Genomic DNA, 266 nt, shown 5'->3' on the forward strand with positions numbered 1-266 from the left:
GGCATCAAAGACCTTTTGATAGCCTGCTGCCATTTAGCAAGATGTCGCTCACGAGTATCAGCCGACATACTTGGTTCAAACACGCGATCTACTTGCCATGAGGCTTTCATTGTCGATTCGTCATATAGCCCAGTCTTTAAACCTGCGAGTAGTGCTGCGCCCTTCGCCGTAATTTCTGTATCTCTAGGACGTAATACCGGAACACCCAACAAATCTGCTTGGAACTGCATGAGTAAATCATTATTTGCAGCGCCGCCATCTACTCT

The 266-nt window shown here is 47.0% G+C and carries 1 protein-coding gene; it reads right to left on the reverse strand.

Going from position 1 to position 266, the window contains the following annotated elements:
- The coding region (locus SB772_RS41775; RefSeq protein WP_410838745.1) for an FGGY-family carbohydrate kinase at positions 1–266 on the reverse strand (266 nt) is incomplete at both ends.

The organism is Paraburkholderia sp. SIMBA_030, assembly GCF_046535245.1.
Classification (GTDB): domain Bacteria; phylum Pseudomonadota; class Gammaproteobacteria; order Burkholderiales; family Burkholderiaceae; genus Paraburkholderia.